Source organism: Kitasatospora sp. NPDC003701, from assembly GCF_053587085.1.
This window is the reverse complement of sequence record NZ_JBSFNM010000038.1, coordinates 74508-91996: the sequence shown is the minus strand read 5'-3', so window position 1 is coordinate 91996 and position 17489 is coordinate 74508. Positions and strand designations below refer to the sequence as shown.

Annotated in this window: 13 protein-coding genes; 1 reads left to right on the top strand and 12 read right to left on the bottom strand. The window is 71.6% G+C overall.

Going from position 1 to position 17489, the window contains the following annotated elements; all coding sequences use genetic code 11:
- Positions 1-413: 413 nt before the first annotated feature.
- The 9 genes from ACWDRR_RS29370 to ACWDRR_RS29330 all read right to left on the bottom strand — a co-directional run bounded on the left by ACWDRR_RS29370 (position 414) and on the right by ACWDRR_RS29330 (position 11032).
- The gene (locus tag ACWDRR_RS29370) at positions 414-1937 is read right to left on the bottom strand and encodes a CoA-acylating methylmalonate-semialdehyde dehydrogenase (RefSeq protein WP_449775256.1); all 1524 of its coding nucleotides are present in this window, start codon (positions 1935-1937) and stop codon (positions 414-416) included.
- Positions 1938-2147: 210 nt separating this feature from the next.
- Positions 2148-3008 carry a nucleotidyl transferase AbiEii/AbiGii toxin family protein gene (locus tag ACWDRR_RS29365; RefSeq protein WP_449775255.1) on the bottom strand — a complete coding sequence of 287 codons (861 nt, stop codon included), beginning with the start codon at positions 3006-3008 and terminating at the stop codon, positions 2148-2150.
- Positions 3009-3110: 102 nt separating this feature from the next.
- Positions 3111-3542: a hypothetical protein gene (locus ACWDRR_RS29360; RefSeq protein WP_449775254.1), complete on the bottom strand. Its 432-nt coding sequence runs from the start codon at positions 3540-3542 to the stop codon at positions 3111-3113.
- 260 nt (positions 3543-3802) lie between these two features.
- Positions 3803-5197, bottom strand: a complete 1395-nt coding sequence (locus ACWDRR_RS29355; RefSeq protein ID WP_449775253.1) for an NAD(P)/FAD-dependent oxidoreductase — start codon at positions 5195-5197, stop codon at positions 3803-3805.
- An 80-nt stretch (positions 5198-5277) separates the two neighbouring features.
- On the bottom strand, positions 5278-6081 hold the full coding sequence (locus ACWDRR_RS29350; protein WP_360642342.1) for an ABC transporter permease: 804 nt from the start codon (positions 6079-6081) through the stop codon (positions 5278-5280).
- The gene (locus ACWDRR_RS29345; RefSeq protein ID WP_387889398.1) at positions 6081-7025 is read right to left on the bottom strand and encodes an ABC transporter permease; all 945 of its coding nucleotides are present in this window, start codon (positions 7023-7025) and stop codon (positions 6081-6083) included. The genes ACWDRR_RS29350 and ACWDRR_RS29345 overlap by 1 nt, the downstream gene beginning before the upstream one ends.
- The gene (locus ACWDRR_RS29340) at positions 7022-8164 is read right to left on the bottom strand and encodes an ABC transporter ATP-binding protein (RefSeq protein ID WP_449775252.1); all 1143 of its coding nucleotides are present in this window, start codon (positions 8162-8164) and stop codon (positions 7022-7024) included. Before ACWDRR_RS29340 ends, ACWDRR_RS29345 begins: the two co-directional genes overlap by 4 nt.
- A gap of 36 nt (positions 8165-8200) precedes the next feature.
- Positions 8201-9454 (bottom strand): polyamine ABC transporter substrate-binding protein, encoded by a 1254-nt coding sequence (locus ACWDRR_RS29335; protein WP_449775251.1) that lies wholly within the window; start codon positions 9452-9454, stop codon positions 8201-8203.
- A 63-nt stretch (positions 9455-9517) separates the two neighbouring features.
- A complete protein-coding gene (locus ACWDRR_RS29330; protein ID WP_449775250.1) occupies positions 9518-11032 on the bottom strand; it encodes a gamma-aminobutyraldehyde dehydrogenase in 1515 nt (504 codons plus the stop codon).
- A 425-nt stretch (positions 11033-11457) separates the two neighbouring features.
- Between ACWDRR_RS29330 and ACWDRR_RS29325 the strand changes: the two genes are divergently transcribed.
- On the top strand, positions 11458-13110 hold the full coding sequence (locus ACWDRR_RS29325; RefSeq protein ID WP_449775249.1) for a PucR family transcriptional regulator: 1653 nt from the start codon (positions 11458-11460) through the stop codon (positions 13108-13110).
- Positions 13111-13137: 27 nt separating this feature from the next.
- Here ACWDRR_RS29325 and ACWDRR_RS29320 read toward each other — a convergent pair whose 3' ends face one another.
- From ACWDRR_RS29320 to ACWDRR_RS29310, 3 genes are all read right to left on the bottom strand, one after another.
- Entirely contained in the window at positions 13138-14325 is a 1188-nt protein-coding gene (locus tag ACWDRR_RS29320; RefSeq protein ID WP_449775262.1) for a polyamine ABC transporter substrate-binding protein, read from the bottom strand.
- Positions 14326-14399: 74 nt separating this feature from the next.
- A complete protein-coding gene (locus ACWDRR_RS29315) occupies positions 14400-15758 on the bottom strand; it encodes an aminotransferase class III-fold pyridoxal phosphate-dependent enzyme (RefSeq protein WP_449775248.1) in 1359 nt (452 codons plus the stop codon).
- Between the two features lie 196 nt (positions 15759-15954).
- Complete coding sequence (locus ACWDRR_RS29310; protein ID WP_449775247.1) at positions 15955-17448, bottom strand: gamma-aminobutyraldehyde dehydrogenase; 1494 nt, start codon at positions 17446-17448, stop codon at positions 15955-15957.
- Between the last annotated feature and the right edge of the window lie 41 nt (positions 17449-17489).

The window sequence follows — 17489 nt, the reverse complement described above, 5'->3', positions numbered from 1 at the left end:
TCATCCAACTCGCTGGTGTCTTCTGCGGCTTGACGCCCCGTCCGACGTTTCAAACTCTAGCCGATCCCCGCCCCGAAAGGCGAATCCAGCCGCAATCCATATAAACGGGCACACCGAATAGGACCCGAGCCGCACCGTCAAAATGACAAAGCGCAACCCAGCCCGAACCGGGAAGTGGTGTTTCTAGGGATTGGCCGCTCCGGGACCGTCCGCGCAGACGCGTGTCCGGTGCTCCCAGCCGAGCGACTAGAGAACACTACGCCGGTGGGCCGAGCGATGCAAACGGTCCCACCAGGCCACGGCCCCGGCGGCCGGGGCCGTGGCCTGGCGACCGGAGCCGGGACCACGGCGAACGGCCGCCGGCCGGACCCCGGGGAGAGGGGTCCGGCCGGCGGCCGTGGCGGAGCGGTGACTCAGCTGTTGGTCGGGAAGCCGAGGTTGATGCCACCGTGCGACGGGTCCAGCCAGCGCTGGGTGACGGCCTTGCCGCGGGTGAAGAACTGCACGCCGTCCGGGCCGTACGCGTGGGCGTCGCCGAACAGGGAGGCCTTCCAGCCGCCGAAGGAGTAGTAGGCGACCGGAACCGGGATCGGCACGTTGATGCCGACCATGCCGACCTCCACCTCGTACTGGAAGCGCCGGGCAGCGCCGCCGTCGTTGGTGAAGATGGCGGTGCCGTTGCCGTAGGGGTTGGCGTTGATGAGCGCCACGCCCTCCTCGTAGGAGGCGACGCGCACGACCGACAGCACCGGGCCGAAGATCTCGTCGTTGTAGACGGACATGCCGGGCTTGACGTGGTCGAACAGGGTGGGGCCGAGCCAGAAGCCGTCCGTGGTCGGGGCGCCGTTGCGGTCCTCGGCGGTGACCGGGTGCTTCCGGCCGTCGACCGTCAGCTCGGCGCCGTCGGCGACACCGGACTCGACGTACGAGGTGACCTTGTCCCGGTGCTGGCCGGTGACCAGCGGGCCCATCTCGGAGTCGCCGTTGCAGCCGGGGCCGACCTTCAGGTTGGCGATCCGCTGCTTGATCTTGTCGACCAGCTCGTCGCCGATCGGGTCGACGGCGACCAGGACCGAGATGGCCATGCAGCGCTCGCCGGCCGCACCGAAGCCGGCGTTGATGGCGGCGTCGGCGCTGAGGTCGAGGTCGGCGTCGGGCAGGACCAGCATGTGGTTCTTGGCGCCGCCGAGGGCCTGCACGCGCTTGCCGTAGCGGGTGCCGGTCTCGTAGACGTAGCGGGCGATCGGGGTGGAGCCGACGAAGCTGACCGACTTGATGTCGGGGTGCTCCAGGAGGCGGTCGACGGCGACCTTGTCGCCGTGCACGACGTTGAACACGCCGTCCGGCAGGCCGGCCTCCTTCCACAGCTCGGCGAGGAAGTTGGCGGCGGACGGGTCCTTCTCCGAGGGCTTCAGCACGACCGTGTTGCCGGCCGCGATGGCGATCGGGAAGAACCACATCGGCACCATCGCCGGGAAGTTGAACGGCGAGATGATGGCGACCGGGCCGAGCGGCTGGCGGATCGAGTAGACGTCGATGCCGGTGGAGGCCTGCTCGGTGAAGCCGCCCTTGACGAGCTGCGGGATGCCGCAGGCGTACTCGACGACCTCCAGGCCGCGGGCGATCTCGCCGAGCGCGTCGGAGTGCACCTTGCCGTGCTCGGAGACGATGATCGCGGCCAGCTCGTCCCGGCGGGCGTTGAGCAGCTCGCGGAAGCTGAAGAGCACCGTGCTGCGCTTGGCGACCGAGGCGTTGCGCCACTCGGTGAAGGCCGAGGCGGCGGCGGCCACCGCCTGGTCGACCTCGGCGATCTCGGCGAAGTCGACGTGGCCCGAAACCTGACCGGTGGCCGGGTCGAAGATGTCACCGCGGCGGGGCGCAGCGCCGGCGGTGGCGACCGACCGGCCACCGATCCAGTGATTGATGTGCTTGCTCATGGTCCGTCTGCCTCCGAAGTCCCGGGCGGCGTCCTGCCGCCGGTCCCTTGTGTGGCGCCGCCCGCGAGTGGGCCGGGCGACGGGATCACGGGGCTACCGCGCTCATCACCCAGTCTGCTGGGCGTCACCGCCGGCCTCAACGAACAGGCTGACGGTGATCGGGGATTCAGCCTTACAGGTCGTCGGCCGTATCGGCCGAACGGGCGAAACTCAGGCCCGGCCCGGCTCCTCAGCCCCGTCGGCACCCGCCGCCCCGGCGACGGGTGCCGCCTCCTCGACGTCCTCCAGGGCCTCGGCGTCCTCCCCTGCCTCCACGTCCTCCAGATAAGGATCGTGCAGCCCGTCCGCGGCCTCCTGGGTCTCCAGCAGGTCGAGCCGAAGGTCCTGCGCCCACGCCAGTGCCCACCGCTTCAGGCCACCCACCGCACTGCCCGCCGACCCCCGCGCCCGGAACCGCCCGTCGGCGGTGTCGGCGAGCGTCTCCAGCCGGTCGGCGAGCACGGCGGGCGGGAAGTCCGCGTCGAGTGCGGTGGCCAGCGCGAGCAGCTCCCCCTCCCGGTACCAGGCGGTCAGGGCGTGCACGTCGAGCAGGTCGCGCGGCAGGCCCCGGTCGGCGAGCAGCGCGGTGGCGAGCGCGGCCGCGTCCTCCAGGGCGACGACCGTCATCGTCAGCGGGGGCTCCCCGGGCGCCGGTGCGCCGAGGTCGAGGCGGACGGGGCGATGGCCCAGGGGCTCCTTGCGCAGCTCCACCGTGTGCGTCCGCCCGCCGAGCGTCAGCCGGACGGACAGTTGCTCCAGGCGCGGGGTGCCCGGGCGCTCGGCGACCCCGCCGCCGGCCGCCCGGTACGCGGCGGCCAGCTCGGCGGCGGCCTGCGGCAGGTCGGTTTCACCGCCGGTCACCAGGGTCAGCCCGTCCTGGGCGCAGGCCCGCACGCCGTGGGCACGCAGCGCGTGGCCACCGGCGAGCGCGAGGCCGAGCCGGTCGCAGACGGGACGGGCCAGCTCGGCGAGCCGCAGCTGGGCCGGGCCCGGTCGGAGGGACGCGTCGACGGTGTCCGGGGCGGTGGTCACCCTTCCAGTCTGACGCGACCGCCCACGCCGTGCGTCGGAGTCGGTCCACCCGCCGAGGTGTCCCGACCCCGCGCCCGGGGGCCTCCGGGCACCGCGTCGGCCTCACCAGTCGCTGAGCCGGGCAGCGGCCTCGTGCAGGGCGAGCTCCAGCAGGACCGGGTCGTTGAGCTGTCCGGAGCCGTCGGGCGGGACGAGCCAACGCACGCCCCGGCTGCGCCGTTCGGGGTGCGGCACGACGATCCAGGTGCCGGCGCCGGCGCACCGGACGCCGGTGCCGATCCAGCGCGCCGCGGTACCGACGGGGACGAGGAAGCCGACGTTCTCGCCCGCGAAGTCGCTGAGGACCGGCCCGCAGGAGCGGGGGCCGAGGATGTCGACGACGGGGCGGCCCAGCCGGCCGGGCACCGAGAGGACGTCCCAGGTCCGGCCGGCGGGCAACAGCATCAGGCCCAGTCCGCTGCGTTCCCACTGTTCCCGGAAGGCGTCCGGGTCCGGTGCCGCCTGGGCGAGCCAGTGCAGTCCGGTGCTCTCCATGGTCCTGTCCCCGTTTCTCAGCGCTGCTGCTGATCGTGGCGCGGCGGGAACCGAGAGACCCGCCGTCACCAACGAGAGGCGGACGGCGGGTCTCTCTTACACGGATGGCGCGATCACCCGGCCGAACGGCGCGATCCGGCCGATCACCGCACCGATCACCGGCTGATCCGGTGATCGGTGCGGTGCTCATCAGGTCGGCCGTTCGTCGGACCAGGAAGCCACCGGACCACCGGACCCGGCCGGGCGACCAGACCGGGCACTCAGCTGTCGAAGCCGAGCCCCAGCCGGTCGAGGGTGCGCAGCCACAGGTTGCGGTGGCCGCCGGTCCGGTCCGCGCGCTCCAGCGAGCGCGTGGTGATCTCGATGCCGGCCCAGCGCACCGGCTCGGGCGGGAACGGCAGCGGCTTGGAGCGCACCATCTCCAGGGAGGTGCGCTCGGTCCGCTCCCCGGCCAGCAGGTCGAGCATCACCTCGGCGCCGAACCGGGTGGCGCCGACGCCCAGCCCGGTGTACCCGGCGGCGTAGGCGACCCGGCCGCGGTACGCGGTGTCGAAGAACGCCGAGAACCGGGTGCAGGTGTCGATCGCGCCGCCCCAGGCGTGGGTGAAGCGCAGCCCCTCCAGCTGCGGGAAGCAGCGGAAGAAGTTGTGCGCCAGGGTGCGGAAGGTCTCCGGCCGCTGGTCGTACTCGTTCCGGACGTGCCCGCCGTAGTTGTAGACGGCGTCGTAGCCGCCCCAGAGGATGCGGTTGTCGGCGGAGAGCCGGAAGTAGTGGAACTTGTTGGCGCTGTCGCCGAGCCCCTGCCGCCCCTTCCAGCCGACCGCGGCGAGCTGCTCCGCGCTGAGCGGCTCGGTCATCAGCGCGTAGTCGTACACCGGGACGACGTACGGGCGGACCCGCTTGACCAGCGAGGGGAAGACGTTGGTGCCGAGGGCGACCCGCCGGGCGAAGACCCGCCCGTACGGGGTGCGGACGGCCATGCCGCTGCCGTACTCCTTGAGGTCCGTCGCCCGGGTGTGCTCGAAGATCCGCACGCCCTGGGTGAGGCAGGCGGCCTTGAGGCCCCAGGCCAGCTTGGCGGGGTGGACCATCGCCACACCCTCCTTGTCCCAGAGCCCGCCGAGGAAGGTCGGCGAGTCGACCTGGGCCCGCAGCTCGTCGCGGTCGAGCACGGTGATGTCGAGTCCGTACTCGGCGACGGCCTCGGCGACCTCCTGCAGCTCGGCGAGCTGGTGGGGCTGGGTGGCGACGTCGATCTCGCCGGTGCGCTCCCACTCGGCGTCGATGTCGTAGCGCTTGAGGGTCGCCTCGATGCCGTCCAGGTTGGCGGCGCCGAGGCGTTCGAGCTGGGCGAGCTCGGCGGGCCAGCGCTGCAGCCCGTTGCCGAAGCCGTGCGTCAGGCTGGCCGCGCAGAATCCGCCGTTGCGCCCGGACGCGGCCCACCCCACCTCGTTGCCCTCGACCAGGACGACGTCCAGGGAGGGGTCGCGCTCCTTGGCGACGAGGGCGGTCCAGAGACCGGAGTATCCGCCGCCGACGACCAGCAGGTCGCACTTGACGTCGCCGACCAGGGCGGGCAGCGCCGCCGGCCGGCCCGGGTCCTCCAGCCAGAAGGGGGTGGGCCTGGCGTCACTGAGCGCGCGGGCGGAGTCCATGCATTATCAGCCACTTTCTGCACATTGATGGTGATGGTCGGCCGCTCCCGACGGTACGTCGGGCGGGCCTGCGATGCCGGTCAGGCGGTGGCCTTCCGGCGGTTTCCGAGCCACTGACCGGCGACGGTCAGGACCACCGCGGCGATGAACATCGCGGTGCCGATGACGTTCACCTGCACCGGGATGCCGCGCTGCGAGGCGCCCCAGACGAACATCGGGAAGGTGACCGTGGTCGGGCCCGAGTTGAACTGGGTGATGATGAAGTCGTCGAAGGAGAGCGCGAAGCTGAGCAGCGCGCCGGCGGCGATGCCGGGGGCGGCCAGCGGCAGGGTGACCCGCAGGAAGGTCTGGACCGGGGTCGCGTAGAGGTCTTGGGCGGCCTGTTCCAGCCTCGGGTCCATGCTCATCACGCGCGCCTTGACCGCCGTCACCACGAAGCTCAGGCAGAACATGATGTGCGCGATGAGGATCGTGGTGAAGCCGAACGGGATGCGCATGTTGAGGAAGAGCGTGCCGAGCGAGGCGGCCATCACGACCTCGGGCATGGCCATCGGCAGGAAGATCATCGCGGTGGTGGCGGAGCGGCCGCGGAAGCGGTAGCGGGCCAGCGCGAAGGCGACCATGGTGCCGAGCACGGTGGCGCCGACGGTCGCGAGCACCGCGACCTCCAGGCTCAGCGACAGCGACTGGCACATGTCGGCCACGCCGCAGGGATCGGTCCAGGCGTCGGTGGAGAACTCGGACCACTCGTAGTTGAACTTGCCGACCGGCTTGTTGAACGAGAAGGCGAGCACCACCAGGTTGGGCAGCACCAGGTAGGCCAGGGCCAGCAGGCCGGCCAGCACCACCAGGTGGGCCCGGATCCACTTGATCACTCGGGACATCAGACCAGTTCCTCCGTCCCGGCCTTGCGCATGTAGACCGTCACCATGCCCAGGATCAGGGCCATCAGGATGAAGCTCAGCGCGGCGGCCGTGGGGTAGTCGAGCACGTTCAGGAACTGCTTCTGGATGCCGTTGCCGACCATCTGCTCGCTCGGCGAGCCCAGCAGCTGGGCGTTGATGTAGTCGCCGGAGGCCGGGATGAAGGTGAGCAGCGTGCCCGCGACCACGCCGGGGAGCGAGATCGGGAAGGTCACCTTGCGGAAGGTCGTGAACGGGCGGGCGTACAGGTCACCGGCCGCCTCGTGCAGGCGCGGGTCGATCCGCTCCAGCGAGGTGTACAGCGGCAGGATCATGAACGGCAGGAAGTTGTAGGTCAGACCGCAGACCACCGCGAGCGGCGTGGCCAGCACACGGTCGCCGGAGGTGAGCCCGACGGCACTGGTGAGGTCCAGGACGTGCAGCGCGTTGAGCGCGCCGACCACCGGGCCGCCGTCCGAGAGGATGGTCTTCCAGGCCAGCGTGCGGATCAGGAAGCTGGTGAAGAACGGCGCGATCACCAGGATCAGGATGACGTTGCGCCAGCGCTTGCTCGCCTTGAAGGCGATCGTGTACGCGAGCGGGTAGCCGATGGCCAGGCAGAACAGCGTGGCAGTGGCGGCGTAGCCGAACGAGCGGACGAAGTGCCAGCGGTACTCGACCAGGGCGTCCCAGTAGGTGGCGACGTGCCAGGTGACGTTGAAGCCGTCCTCCAGCGAGCCGGTCTGCAGCGAGGTGGAGGCCTGGTAGACCATCGGCACCGCGAAGAAGACGACCAGCCAGGCGATGCCGGGCAGCAGCAGCCAGTACGGGGTGAGCTTGCGCCTGGGCCGCGCGGCCGGTTCGGGCAGCGGGCTGCCGTCGGGGGGTATGGCCTGCGGCGGCGCCGCCGCGGTGGTGGTGGTCATGCCGCCTCCTCCCCGGTGCCCGCGTCGATCGCCTGCGCGGCGTCCAGGGCGAAGGAGTGCGCCGGGTTCCAGTGCAGGACGACCGGCGCGCCGGGGACGATCCGGGTGTCGCGCTCCATGTTCTGCTCGAAGACGGTCACCTCCTGGCCGCCGTCGGTGCGCACCAGGTACTGGGTGGAGACGCCGATGAAGCTGGAGTCGACCACGGTGCCGCCCAGCCGGTTGCGGCCGGCGGCGACCTCGGCGGAGGAGTGCTCGATGGTGATCTTCTCCGGCCGGACGCCGAGGTGGACCTTCTTGGCGTCGGCGGCGCAGCGGGCCCTGGGCACGGCGAGCCGGACGCCGGCGGCGCTGAGCAGCAGGTCGCCGCCCTCCTGGCCGGTCACGTCGGCGGGCAGCAGGTTGGACTGGCCGAGGAAGTTGGCCACGAAGGTGGTGGCCGGGTTCTCGTAGAGCTCGGCGGGGGCGCCGAGCTGCTCCACCCGGCCGCCGTTCATCACCGCGATGGTGTCGGCCATCGTCATGGCCTCCTCCTGGTCGTGGGTGACGTGGACGAAGGTGATGCCGACCTCGGTCTGGATCCGCTTGAGCTCCAGCTGCATCTGCCGGCGGAGCTTGAGGTCGAGGGCGCCGAGCGGCTCGTCCAGGAGCAGCACCTGCGGGTGGTTGATCAGGGCGCGGGCGACGGCGACGCGCTGCTGCTGGCCGCCGGAGAGCTGGTGCGGCTTGCGGCGGGCGTACTGGCCGAGCTCCACCAGCTCCAGCATGTCCTCGACCTGCTTCTTGACGTCCTTCTTGCCGCGCCGGCGCAGGCCGAAGGCGACGTTCTCGAAGATGTCGAGGTGCGGGAAGAGCGCGTAGCTCTGGAAGACGGTGTTCACCGGCCGCTTGTACGGGGGCAGGGCGGTGACGTCCTGGCCGCCGATCAGGACGGTCCCGCTGGTGGGCTCCTCCAGCCCGGCGATCATGCGCAGGGTGGTGGTCTTGCCGCAGCCGGAGGCGCCGAGCAGGGCGAAGAAGGAGCCCTGGGGGACGGTCAGGTCCAGCGGGTGGACGGCGGTGAAGGAGCCGTAGGTCTTGCCGATGCCGGTGAGGCGGACGTCGCCGCCGGTGGCCGCGGAGCGCAGCTGCTCTGTCATGGGTGTGTCTCTCTGGTTCTCTGCCGTCAGTGGGGGTCAGGCGCCGATGAGCTTGGAGAACTTCTCCTCGAAGGAGCTCTCCTCGGCCTCGGTCAGGCTGCGGAACACGTGCGCCTTCGCCGCCATCTCGGGGGTGGGGACGACCAGCGGGTTGGCCGCGCTGTCCGGGGCGAGGGTCGCGAGCTCCTTCTCCATCCCGGTGACGGCGGAGACGTAGCCGATGCCCGCGGCCAGCTGCGCCGCGATCTTGGGCTGATAGTAGAAGTCGATCAGCTTCTCGGCGTTGGCCTTGTGCCGGGCCTTGGCCGGGACGAGCATGTTGTCCGTCGCGGTGACGAAGCCCTTCTCCGGGATCGCGAACTCGATGTCCGGGTTGTCGGCCCGCAGTTGGATCAGGTCGCCGCCCCAGGCGACACAGGCCGCGATGTCGCCGGAGGAGAGCTCCTGGCCGTAGTCGTTGCCGGTGAAGCGGCGGATCTGCTTGCTGTCCACGGCCTTCTGCAGCCGGGCGATCGCCGCGTCGTAGTCGTCGGCGGTGAACTTCGCCGGGTCCTTGCCCATGTCCAGCAGGGTCATCCCGACGGTGTCGCGCATCTCGGAGAGGAAGGTGACCCGGCCCTTGAGGTCGGGGTCCTCCAGCAGCTGGGCGACGCTGGTGACCTCCTTCCCCCTGGTGGCCTTCTTGTTGTAGGCGACCACCGTCTGGATGCCGGCCCACGGGTAGGAGTAGAGCCGGCCCGGGTCCCAGTCGGGGGCGCGGAAGCGCGCGTCCACGGTGGTGATCGCGGTGGTGACGTTGGCCGGGGTGAGCTTCTGCGCCCAGCCGAGGCGGATCAGCCGCGCGGCCATCCAGTCGGTGAGCACCACCAGGTCGCGGCCGGTGTCCTGGCCGGCCGCGAGCTGCGGTTTGACCTTGCCGAAGAACTCGACGTTGTCGTTGATGTCCTCGGTGTACTTGACCTTGATCCCGGTGGCCGCGGTGAAGGCCTCCAGCGAGCCGTGCTTCTCCGGGTCGTTCTCGTCGGTGTCGATGTAGAGCGGCCAGTTGGAGAAGCTCACCTCCCGGTCGCTCTCCGAGAGGTCCGGGGCGGCGTTCGCGGTGGAGTCCCCGGTGCCGGCGGTGCCGGCCGCCGGGATGCCGCAGGCGGCCAGCGTGCCCGCACCGGCGGTGAGGGCGGCGGCGCGCAGCAGCGTCCGCCTGCCGAGGGAGGCCCGGCCACTGGTCAGACTGCGTTCCCAGGCCTTGCGGACGGGTTCGGGCAGACCGTCGGTGAGCTCGTTGAACGCCATGGAACGGGCCTCCTGGGGGCGAGAGGTCGGGACGGGGCGGTGGGGGAACGCCCCTGGAAGGGGTTATCTGTCTCCGAAGACGGTGCGGTGCCAGTCCTTGCGGGCCACCGCCGTGGTGTCGAACATGACGTGCTTGACCTGGGTGTACTCGTCCAGCGAGTACTGCGACATGTCCTTGCCGTAGCCGGAGGACTTGTAGCCGCCGTGCGGCATCTCGCTGATGATCGGGATGTGGTCGTTGACCCAGACACAGCCGGCCGCGATCTCCCGGGTGGCGCGCAGCGAGCGGTGCACGTTGCTCGTCCAGGCCGAGGCGGCCAGGCCGTACGGGGTGTCGTTGGCCAGCCGCAGCCCCTCGTCGTCACCGTCGAAGGGCAGCACGACCAGGACCGGGCCGAAGATCTCGCCCTGGACGATCTCGCTGTCCTGCGCCGCGTCGGTGACGAGGGTGGGCAGGTAGTAGGCGCCGCGGGTGAGGTCGGTGCCGTCGTGGCCCTTCTCGGGGGCGCGGCCGCCGGTCACGACGGTGGCGCCGTACCCGCGGGCGCGCTCGACGAAGCCGGCCACCCGGTCGCGGTGGGCGTAGGAGACCAGCGGGCCGAGGTCGGTCCGCGGGTTCAGCGGGTCGCCGAGCCGGATCGCGCCGTAGAGCTCGGCGACCCCCGCCACGAAGGCGTCGTAGAGCGGACGCTGCACGTAGGCGCGGGTGGCGGCGGTGCAGTCCTGGCCGCCGTTGATCAGCGAGGCGGCGACCGCGCCGTGCACGGCGGCGTCCAGGTCGGCGTCGTCGAAGACCACGAACGGGGCCTTGCCGCCCAGCTCCAGGTGGGTGCGCTTGACGGTCGCGGTGGCGAGTTCGGCGACCCGTCGGCCGACCGGGGTGGAGCCGGTGAAGGAGACCATCGCGACGTCCGGGTGCGCGACCAGGCGCTCGCCCGCGGTGCGCCCGGCGCCGGTGACCACGTTGACCACACCGTCCGGGATGCCGGCCGCGGTGCAGGCCCGGGCGAACATCACCGAGGTCAGCGGGGTCAGCTCGGCCGGCTTGAGGACGATGGTGTTGCCCGCCGCGATCGCCGGGAGGATCTTCCAGGCGGCCATCTGGAGCGGGTAGTTCCACGGCGAGATCGAGCCGACCACGCCGATCGGCTCGCGCCGCACGTACGAGGTGTGGTCCCCGGAGTACTCGCCGGCCGCCTTGCCCTCCAGGTTGCGGGCGGCTCCCGCGAAGAACGCGGCGTTGTCGATGGTGCCGGGGACGTCGAACTCGGTGGAGAGCTTGACCGGCTTGCCGGTCTGCGCGGTCTCCACCCGGGCGAGGTCGGCACCGGCCTCGGTGAGGACGGCGGCCAGCCTGGTCAGCGCCTCCGAGCGGGCTCCGGGGGTGGCGCCGGCCCACTCGGGCAGCGCGGCACGGGCGGCGGCCACGGCGGCGTCCACCTGCTCGGTGGAGGCGAGGGAGATCTGCTCGACCACACTGCCGTCCGCCGGGTTGACGACCTGGAAGGGGTCGCCGCTCCCCCGGCTCTGCCGGCCGGCGATGTACTGCGCGCCCGCGCCGAAGTCGGTCAGGTCCATCTGGGTTCCTCCAAGTGCCGGTGGTTCGACTGCCCGCAAGGCGTGGGAGCGCCTGATTCCGCCATGCTGCACGGGCCGGCGGGCAGGGGACCGCACCGGCGTCGTACGACTGGTCGAGTCGCCGCGTCTGCGGTACGGGGGAATCCGGTCCGGTCGATCACCGGGATCCGCGATCCTGACAGCCCCGCGTTACCCCGGCAAGGGATCCTGCTGTTGCTTTCCGGTTACGCGACGGATTCCCACGGTTGTGCCGTCTTTCGCCACAGCCGACCCGCTGACCATGCCCTTTGCCGCCCTGGCGTGACAAGGGTCACCCCGGAAAGCTAGGCGCACAGGGCCTTACAGGGTGCAAGGGTTCCCCCAGGGCAACAGATCGTCGCCGGGAGCGATGATTTACCTGACACTCTGAACCCTGGAGGCCCGCGATGCTCCCCACCGTCGCCCGTGTGCTCGACCTGGAGGTGATGCGGCGCGGCCTCCCCCAGGTCGTCGCCGGCACCGACCACCTGGAGCGCCCGGTCCGCTGGGTCCACGTCAGCGAACTGCCCGATGTCGCCGGTGTGCTCCAGGGCGGCGAGCTGGTGCTGACCACCGGCATCGCGCTGCCCGAGGACCGCGAGGGACTGGCCCGGTACGTGCGCGAGCTGGACGAGGTCGGCGTGGCCGGCCTCGTCATCGAGTTCGGCCGGCGCTACTTCGACTCGCTGCCGCGCGCCCTGGTGCACGCCGCCGAGCAGCGCGGCCTGCCGCTGATCGCGCTCCGCCGCGAGCTGCGCTTCGTCGCCGTCACCGAGGCCGTGCACGCCCTGGTGGTCAACGCCCAGCTGGAGCAGCTGCGCACCTCGGAAGCGGTCCACCAGGTCTTCAACGAGCTGGTGGTGGAGGGCGCCGAGCCGGCCGAGGTGGTCCGCCAGGTGGCCCGGATGGCGGGCGGGCCCGTCGTCCTGGAGAACCTCGCCCACCAGGTGCTGGCGCACGACACCGCGGGCCGGCCCGAGACCGAGCTGCTGGAGGACTGGGAGCGCCGCTCGCGCGGGGTCCGTCCGGCCGGCCGCACCGGCCACGACCCGCGCAGCGGCTGGCTGGTCACCACGGTCGGCGCCCGGGGCCAGGACTGGGGCCGGCTCGTCCTGGTCGCCGATCCGGGGCCGCTGCCCGAGGGCACCGCGCATCCGCACACCATGCTGCTGGAGCGCGGCGCCTCCGCCCTCGCCCTCAACCGGCTGGTGGTCCGGGACCGCGAGAGCCTGGAGCGGCAGACCCACCGCACCCTGCTCGCCGGCATCCTCACCCACGCCCTGACCGTCTCCGAGGTGGCGCTGCGCGCCCAGGCGCTCGGCGTGCCGCTGGAGGGCCGGCGACTGGTCGGGGTGGTGCTGCGGCAGCGGCGCGGGCCGATCCCGGCCGCCCTGGAGGCGCAGGCCCGGCTGCGCGACTTCACCGAGCTGGCGGCCACCGCGATCCGCAGCTGCCGGCTCTCCGCCCTCGTGGGCGCGCTGGACGACGAGGGCGTGGGGGTGCTGATCGCGCTCGGCGCCCAGCAGGACGAGCACGCCGCACTGGACGCCTTCGCCGCGGCGCTGCGCCGGCTGACGGCGGAGGCCAACCGGGACGCCGCCCCCGCCCCGGCACCGGTGGTCGCGGCCGGCTCCTCGGTCGGCTCGGTCCGCGACGCCCGGCGCACCCTGCTGGAGGCCACCCAGGTCGCCGACGCCGCGCTGCACGACGCCCCCGGGGGGCGGGCGGCCGCGTACTACCGGCTGCCCGACGTCCGGCTCCGCGGCCTGCTGCACCTGCTGCGCGACGACGCCCGGCTGCAGACCTACGTGGAGCGCGAGCTGGGCCCGCTGCTCGCCTACGACGCCGAGCACAACGCCCAGTTGGTGCAGATGCTGCGGATCTACCTGGAGCAGGGCCGGAACAAGTCCGCGGCGGCCGATGCCGCGCACCTGTCCCGGCCGTCCTTCTACGACCGGCTGCACAAGGTCGAGCGGATCCTCGGTGTCGACCTCGACCAGGTCGAGTCCTGCCTCTCGCTGCACGTCGCCCTGCTCGCGCTGGACGCCGTCCGGCGCTGAGGCACCGGTCCCGCCGGGCCCGCCCCGCTACACCCCGGTGATCCGGCCCCAGACCTTGTGCAGGCCGGGACGCTCGGCGGAGGTGACGTCGCGCATGGTGTGCAACCGAGCCCGCATCTCGTCGGTGGGGAAGAGCAGCGGGTGCTCCGCCAGCTCGGCCTTCTCCTTGTCCCCGCTGGCCGCCAGCACCTCGCGGGCGGCCGGCACCGGGCAGATGTACTGCACGGCGGCGGCCAGTTCGGCGGCGACCTCGGGCTGGTAGTAGTGGTCGATCAACAGCTCGGCGTTCCGCTTGTGGGTCGCCCGGTTGGGGATCAGCAGGCTCTCCGCCCAGAGCTCGCCGCCCTCCTCGGGCACCACGAAGGCGATGTCCGGGTTCTCGGCGGTGAGCTGGACGGCGTCACCGGAGTAGGCCTGGCAGGCCAGCGCGGCCCCGGAGGCCAGGTCGCTGGTGTAGTCGTTGCCGGTGAAGCGGCGGACGTGCCGTCCGTCGACCATCTTCTGCACCAGGTCCATCGCCCGGTGCGCGTCGTCCTCGGTGAAGGCCGCGATGTCGGCGCCGTGGCCGAGCATCAGCAGGCCGAGCGCCTCGTCCAGCCCGGCGAACAGGGTGACCCGGCCCTTGAGGTCGGGGGCCCAGAGGTCGGCGGTGGACCTGATCTCGCGGCCCAGCTCCTTGCGGTTGTAGGCGATGCCGGTGATCCCGGACTGCCACGGAACGCTGCGCCGACGCCCGGGGTCGAAGGCCGGGTTGGCCAGCTGCGGATCCAACTGGGCGGTGACGTTGGGCAGGTTGGCCCGGTCCATGGCCTGCACCCAGCCGAGCGAGACGTAGCGGCCGGCCATCCAGTCGCTGACCACCATGAGGTCGCGGCCGGGGTCGGTGCCCTGGGTGAGCACCGGGCCGATCTTCCCGAAGAACTCGTCGTTGTCGTTGATGTCCTCGGTGTAGGTGACCTTGATCCCGGTCCGCTCGGTGAAGGCGTCCAGGGTCGGGCGGCCGCCGTCGTCGTCGACGTCGATGTACTGCGTCCAGTTGGAGAAGGCCAGCCGCTTCTCGCTCTCCGAGCGGTCGGGGGCGGAGCGGCGGTCCTCGGCCACGTAGGCGGACGGGATGCCGCAGCCGGTCAGGGTTCCGACGCCGATCAGCCCGGCGGTGCCGAGCACGCTGCGGCGGGTGAGGGTGGTGCGGGGCAAAATGGGCCTCCGGGGCATGGGACGGCCCCGGGCGCGCGCGGGCACCCGGGGCCGTCCTGTCGGGTCTGGTACGTCGTCAGGCGGCCTGATCGTCAGACAGTGTGCTCGTCGGTCAGCGAGAGCACCTCGTCGAGCACCGCGAGACCGGCCTTGGCCTCCTCCTCCGTGACGGTGCACGGCGGAACGACGTGGAAACGGTTCATGTTGACGAACGGCCAGAGCCCGCGCTTCTTGCAGGCGGCGGCCAGTTCGGCCATCGGCGCGTTGGCGGGGCCGGCCGCGTTGTACGGCACCAGCGGCTCGCGGGTGGCCCGGTCCTTGACCAGGTCCAGCGCCCAGAACACCCCGAGCCCGCGCACCTCGCCGATCGACGGGTGGCGCTCGGCCAGCTCGCGCAGGCCCGGACCGATCACGTTCTCGCCGATGTGCGCGGCGTTCTCGACGATGCCCTCCTCCGCCATCGCGTTGATGGTGGCGACGGCCGAGGCGCAGGCCAGCGGGTGGCCCGAGTAGGTGAGCCCGCCGGGGAACGGCCGCTCGGCGAAGGTCGCGGCGATCTCCGCGTTGATCGCCACCCCGCCCAGCGGGACGTAGCCGGAGTTGACGCCCTTGGCGAAGGTCAGCAGGTCCGGGGTGACACCCCAGTGGTCGGCGGCGAACCACGCGCCGGTGCGGCCGAAACCGGCCATCACCTCGTCCAGGATGAAGACGATGCCGTAGCGGTCGCAGATCTCGCGCACCCCGGCCAGGTAGCCCGGCGGCGGGATCAGGATGCCCGCGGTGCCGACCACCGTCTCCAGGATGATCGCCGCGACCGTGCCCGGGCCCTCGAACGCGATCACCTGCTCCAGGTGCTGCAGCGCGCGCTCGCACTCCTGCGCCTCGTTCTCGGCGTGGAAGTTGGAGCGGTAGGCGTACGGGCCCCAGAAGTGCACGACGCCGGAGACGCCGGTCTCGTTGGCCCAGCGGCGCGGGTCGCCGGTGAGGGCGATCGCGTTGGCGGTGGCGCCGTGGTACGAGCGGTAGGTCGCCATGACCTTCTGCCGCCCGGTGTGCAGCCGGGCCAGCCGGATGGCGTTCTCGTTGGCCTCGGCGCCGCCGTTGGTGAAGAAGATCTTGTCGAGGTCCCCGGGGGTGCGCTCGGCGATCAGCCGGGCGGCCTCGCTGCGGGACTCGACGGCGAAGCCGGGGGCGATGGTGCAGAGCTTCGCGGCCTGCTCCTGGATCGCGGCGACCACCTTCGGGTGCTGGTGCCCGATGTTGGTGTTCACCAGCTGCGAGGAGAAGTCGAGGTAGCGGTTGCCGTCGTAGTCCCAGAAGTACGAGCCCTCGGCGCCGGCCACCGCGAGGGGGTCGATCAGCGCCTGGGCGGACCACGAGTGGAAGACGTGCGCGCGGTCGGCGGCCTTGACGGCCTGGCCGGCAGCTGAGTCAGCGGTGGGGATGCTCATGCGGCAAGGCTAGGGAGTCCCGGTGCCCACGTGCAGGTTCATCCTGTCAGGCGGTCACACGAACGGCCGACAGGATGACAAGACGTCGGGCCCGGGTCACTCCCGACCCGGGCCCGACGTCCTACTGAATGATCACTCGCGCACTGCCGGAGCCGCTCAGAGCGCGGTCATACGGCACCCGACGGTCACGACCCGCTCAGAGCGCGGTCATGACGTGCTTCACCCGGGTGTAGTCCTCGAACCCGTAGGAGGAGAGGTCCTTGCCGTAGCCGGACTTCTTGAAACCGCCGTGCGGCATCTCGGCGACCAGCGGGATGTGGGTGTTGATCCAGACGCAGCCGAAGTCCAGGCGGCGCGACATCCGCATGGCGCGGGCGTGGTCCTTGGTCCACACCGAGGAGGCCAGCGCGTACTCGACGCCGTTGGCGTAGCCGACGGCCTGGTCCTCGTCGGAGAACTTCTGCACGGTGATGACCGGGCCGAAGACCTCGTTCTGGATGATCTCGTCGTCCTGGTTCAGCCCGGAGACGACGGTCGGGGCGTAGAAGTAGCCCTTGTCGCCGACCCGGTGGCCGCCGGCCTCGACCTTGGCGTGCGACGGCAGGCGGTCGATGAAGCCGGTGACCTGCTTCAGCTGGTTGGCGTTGTTCAGCGGGCCGTAGAGCACGTCCTCGTCGTCCACGCCACCGGTCTTGGTCTCGGCCGCGGCCTTGGCCAGCGCCTCGACGAAGGCGTCGTGGATCGACTCGTGCACCAGCACGCGGGTGGCGGCCGTACAGTCCTGGCCGGCGTTGAAGAAGCCCGCGACCGAGATGCCCTCGACGGCCTCGGCGATGTCCGCGTCCTCGAAGACCACGACCGGGGCCTTGCCGCCCAGCTCCAGGTGGACGCGCTTGACGTCCTTGGCGGCCGACTCGGCGACCGAGATGCCGGCGCGCACCGAGCCCGTGATGGAGGCCATCGCCGGGGTGGGGTGCTCGACCATGGCCTGGCCGGTCTCGCGGTCGCCGCAGATCACGTTGAAGACGCCGGCCGGGAGGTCCAGGTCCTTGAGGATGCCGCCGATGATCTCGGCCAGCAGCACGGTGGAGGCCGGGGTGGTGTCCGACGGCTTCAGCACGACGGTGTTGCCCGCGGCGATGGCCGGGGCGAACTTCCAGACGGCCATCATCATCGGGTAGTTCCACGGCGCGACCTGGGCGCAGACGCCGACCGGCTCGCGGCGGATGATCGAGGTCATCCCGTCCATGTACTCGCCCGCGGCCTTGCCCTCCAGCAGGCGGGCGGCACCGGCGAAGAAGCGGATCTGGTCCACCATCGGGCCGATCTCCTCGGAGAGGGTCAGCGCGCGGGGCTTGCCGGTGTTGCGGACCTCGGCGTCCACGATCTCGTCGGCACGCGCCTCGACCGCGTCGGCGATCTTGAGGAGCAGCTTCTGGCGGGTGCTCGGGGTGGCGTCGCGCCAGACCGGGAAGGCGGCGGCGGCGGAGGCCATGGCGGCGTCCACGTCGGAGGCGCCGGACAGCGGGGACGTCGCGTAGACCTCGCCGGTGGTGGGGTCCACGATGTCGAGCGTGCGGCCGTCCGCCGCATCGACGAACTCACCGTTGATGTAGTTGCGCAGCGTGCGAAGGTCGCTCACGGGTCTCTCCTCGGTCTGGGCCTGCGGCGTTGCAGATTCCGGCGCCATGGTACGTCGGCACGTCCGACGGACGAAGGGCGCCGAGTGGC

Coding starts and splice junctions, on each gene's coding strand:
- ACWDRR_RS29370 (WP_449775256.1), bottom strand. CDS start 1,937: ATGAGCAAGCACATCAATCACTGGATCGGTGGCCGGTCGGTCGCCACC.
- ACWDRR_RS29360 (WP_449775254.1), bottom strand. CDS start 3,542: ATGGAGAGCACCGGACTGCACTGGCTCGCCCAGGCGGCACCGGACCCG.
- ACWDRR_RS29355 (WP_449775253.1), bottom strand. CDS start 5,197: ATGGACTCCGCCCGCGCGCTCAGTGACGCCAGGCCCACCCCCTTCTGG.
- ACWDRR_RS29350 (WP_360642342.1), bottom strand. CDS start 6,081: ATGTCCCGAGTGATCAAGTGGATCCGGGCCCACCTGGTGGTGCTGGCC.
- ACWDRR_RS29345 (WP_387889398.1), bottom strand. CDS start 7,025: ATGACCACCACCACCGCGGCGGCGCCGCCGCAGGCCATACCCCCCGAC.
- ACWDRR_RS29340 (WP_449775252.1), bottom strand. CDS start 8,164: ATGACAGAGCAGCTGCGCTCCGCGGCCACCGGCGGCGACGTCCGCCTC.
- ACWDRR_RS29335 (WP_449775251.1), bottom strand. CDS start 9,454: ATGGCGTTCAACGAGCTCACCGACGGTCTGCCCGAACCCGTCCGCAAG.
- ACWDRR_RS29330 (WP_449775250.1), bottom strand. CDS start 11,032: ATGGACCTGACCGACTTCGGCGCGGGCGCGCAGTACATCGCCGGCCGG.
- ACWDRR_RS29325 (WP_449775249.1), top strand. CDS start 11,458: ATGCTCCCCACCGTCGCCCGTGTGCTCGACCTGGAGGTGATGCGGCGC.
- ACWDRR_RS29320 (WP_449775262.1), bottom strand. CDS start 14,325: ATGCCCCGGAGGCCCATTTTGCCCCGCACCACCCTCACCCGCCGCAGC.
- ACWDRR_RS29315 (WP_449775248.1), bottom strand. CDS start 15,758: ATGAGCATCCCCACCGCTGACTCAGCTGCCGGCCAGGCCGTCAAGGCC.
- ACWDRR_RS29310 (WP_449775247.1), bottom strand. CDS start 17,448: ATGGCGCCGGAATCTGCAACGCCGCAGGCCCAGACCGAGGAGAGACCC.